The 3,626-nt window shown below is 71.6% G+C and carries 1 protein-coding gene; it reads left to right on the top strand.

Features of this window, described 5'->3' with window-relative positions; genetic code table 11:
* A partial coding sequence (locus tag ACWDBE_RS39030; protein ID WP_449810356.1) for a type I polyketide synthase occupies positions 1-3,626 on the top strand: 3,626 nt, incomplete at both ends.

Raw genomic sequence — 3,626 nt, 5'->3', positions numbered from 1 at the left:
AGCCTGTCGGACGCGGACGTCCGTCGTCTGGCCCGAGCCGGCGTGGCGCCGCTGCGTTCGCAGGAGGGTCTGGCCCTGTTCGACGGTGCGCTCACGCTGGAGCGCGCCCTGGTCGTCCCGATGCACCTGGACCCGGTGGCCATGGTCGGCGGAGGTGAGGTCCCGCCTCTGCTGCGGGCCCTGGTGCGTGTGCCGCGCCGTCGGACCGCCGCGAGTGGCGGTTCCGCTGCCGCCGGTTCGCTGGCCGAGCGCCTGCTGGCCCTGCCGGTGGCGCGCCGCGACGAGGCCGTCCGCGAGGTGGTCCGTACGCAGGTGGCCGAGGTTCTGGGCTACGCATCGGCGGAGGGAGTCGATCTGACCCGCGCCTTCCGTGAGCTGGGCTTCGACTCGCTGACGGCGGTCGAGCTGCGCAACCGGATGAACGCGGCCACCGGTCTGCGTCTGCCGGCCACACTGGTCTTCGACTACCCGACGCCGTCCGCGCTCGCCGACTTCATCCGCGACGAACTCGTCGGTGAGGCCCCGGTGGTGGCCGAGGTGCTGTCCACGACCGCCGTGGACGAGCCGATCGCGATCGTCGGCATGGCCTGCCGCTACCCGGGCGGGGTCGCCTCGCCCGAGGACCTGTGGCAGCTGGTGCTCGGTGGCGGCGATGGCATCACGTCCTTCCCGACTGACCGTGGCTGGCACCTGGAGGCCCTGGAGGACGTCAACTCGGGTCTTTCCGGGACGAGTTACGTCACGGAGGGTGGTTTCCTGCACGACGCGGGTCTGTTCGACCCGGCGTTCTTCGGGATCAGCCCGCGTGAGGCGTCGGCGATGGACCCGCAGCAGCGTCTGCTGCTGGAGACCTCCTGGGAGGCGTTCGAGCGCGCGGGTATCGACCCGGCCTCGATGAAGGGCAGCGCGACCGGCGTCTTCGCCGGCGTGATGTACCACGACTACACGTCGCGTCTGCACGCGATTCCGGCCGGTGTCGAGGGCTACCTCGGTACGGGTGGTTCGAGCAGCATCGCCTCCGGCCGGGTGGCCTACACCCTGGGGCTGGAGGGTCCGGCGGTCACCATCGACACCGCCTGCTCCTCGTCGCTGGTCGCTCTGCACTGGGCGGCGAAGGCGCTGCGTGAGGGCGAGTGCACGATGGCGCTGGCCGGTGGTGTGACGGTGATGTCCACCCCGGGCGCGTTCATCGAGTTCAGCAAGCAGCGCGGGCTGGCCATGGACGGCCGCTGCAAGGCCTTCTCGGCCGACGCGGACGGTACCGGCTGGTCCGAGGGTGTGGGCATGCTCCTGCTGGAGCGCCTGTCCGACGCGCAGCGCAACGGGCACCAGGTTCTCGCGGTGGTCCGTGGCAGTGCGATCAACCAGGACGGTGCCAGCAACGGCCTGACCGCCCCCAACGGCCCGTCCCAGCAGCGCGTCATCCGCCAGGCCCTCGCCAACGCACGCCTCACGGCCAACGACGTGGACACGGTCGAGGCGCACGGTACCGGCACCACGCTCGGTGACCCGATCGAGGCGCAGGCGCTGCTGGCCACCTACGGTCAGGAGCGTGCCGAAGAGCCGCTGTGGCTGGGGTCGTTGAAGTCCAACATCGGTCACACCCAGGCGGCGGCCGGTGTCGGCGGCATCATCAAGATGGTGATGGCGATGCGGGAGGGTGTGCTGCCGCAGACGCTGCACGTCAACGAGCCGTCGCCGCACATCGACTGGGCCTCGGGCGCCGTCGAGCTGCTGACCGAGGCCCGGCCCTGGCCGGAGACCGGGCGTCCGCGTCGCGCGGCCGTCTCCTCCTTCGGCTTCAGCGGCACCAACGCCCACGCCATCATCGAGCAGGCTCCGGTGGAGAAGCGTTCGGAGCGTCTGTCGACCGAGGACGGTCAGGCGCCGCTGGTGCTCTCCGCGAAGAGTGAGGGTGCTCTGCGCGGTCAGGCGCAGCGACTGCTCGCCCTGGTCGAGGCCGAGCCCGAGCTGCGGGTCACCGACCTCGCCTACTCGCTGGCCACCACCCGCGCGACGATGGACCTCCGCGCCGGCGTCGTCGCGGACAGCCGCGACAGTGTCATCCGAGCCCTCACGGCACTCGCCGACGGCGGCACGGCCGCCGGGCTGGTGACCGGGACTGTCGGCGGGAAGCTGGCGATCCTGTTCACCGGCCAGGGCAGCCAGCGTCCCGGGATGGGGCGTGAGCTGTACGAGGCGTTCCCGGTGTTCGCGGAGGCCTTCGACGCCGTCTGCGCGCGGGTCGAACTGCCGCTGAAGGAGGCGGTGTTCGGCGAGGACGCTGCGGTTCTCGCCCGAACGGAGTTCACCCAGCTCGCGCTGTTCGCCGTCGAGGTGGCGCTGTTCCGCCTCTTCGAGAGCTGGGGGGTCCGTCCGGACTTCCTGGTCGGCCACTCGATCGGCGAGATCGCGGCCGCGCATGTCGCGGGCGTCCTCTCCCTCGATGACGCCGTCGCCCTGGTGGCGGCCCGTGGCCGCCTGATGCAGGCGCTGCCCGAGGGCGGCGCGATGGTGGCGGTCAAGGCCACCGAGGCCGAGATCCTGCCGCTGCTCACCGAGAACGTCAGCATCGCCGCGATCAACGGGCCCACCTCGGCGGTGATTTCGGGTGACGAGGCCGAAGTCCTCGCCATCGCCGGTCGGTTCGAGAAGAGCAAGAAGCTCAAGGTCTCGCACGCGTTCCACTCGCCGCTGATGGACGGCATGTTGGCGGAGTTCCGGGCCGTCGCCGAGGGCCTGAGCTACGCAGAGCCGGTCATCCCCGTCGTGTCCAACGTGACGGGTGAGCCGGCCACGGCGGAGGAGCTGTGCTCGCCCGAGTACTGGGTCCGGCATGTCCGCCAGGCGGTTCGCTTCGCCGACGGCATGCGGGCCCTGGAGGCCCAGGGCGTCACCACCTTCGTCGAACTCGGCCCGGACGGCGTGCTCTCGGCCATGGGCCAGGAGTGCGTCGAGCAGGGCGTGTTCACCCCGGCGCTGCGCGCCGAGCGGCCCGAGGCGCAGACCGCGCTGACGGCCCTCGTCACCGCGCACGTCCAGGGCGCTCAGGTCGACTGGCGAGGGGGGTTCTTCGCGGAGGCCGGTGCCCGTCGGGTCGACCTGCCGACGTACGCCTTCGACCGCGAGTGGTTCTGGCTCCACTCTCCGGCCGCGACCGGGGACGTGCAGTCCGCCGGCCTGGGTGCGGCGGACCACCCGCTGTTGGGTGCGGCGGTGTCGCTGGCCGATGCGGACGGTGTGCTGTTCACCGGCCGGCTCTCGCTCCAGTCGCACGCCTGGCTGGCCGATCACGCGGTGCTGGGTTCGGTGATCCTGCCCGGGACCGCCTTTGTCGAGCTCGCGGTGCGGGCCGGCGACCAGGTGGGTTGCTCGCTGGTGGAGGAGCTGACGCTGGAAGCACCGCTGGTGCTTCCGGAGTCGGGCGGTGTGCAGGTCCAGGTCCGGGTCGGAGAGCCCGATGGTGAGGGCCGTCGTTCGGTGACGGTCCACTCGCGGGCCGAGGGCGTTGGTGAGGACGGCCTCTGGACGCGTCATGTCTCGGGTGTGCTGGCGGAGGGTGCGTCGGCTGCTGAGGGTGCGGGTCTGGTGGAGTGGCCGCCGGCGGGTGCCGAGGCCGTGGATGT

It is taken from the genome of Kitasatospora sp. NPDC001132, from assembly GCF_053598415.1.
The sequence above is the reverse complement of the archived record's forward strand: the minus strand, read 5'-3'. Positions and strand labels throughout refer to the sequence as shown.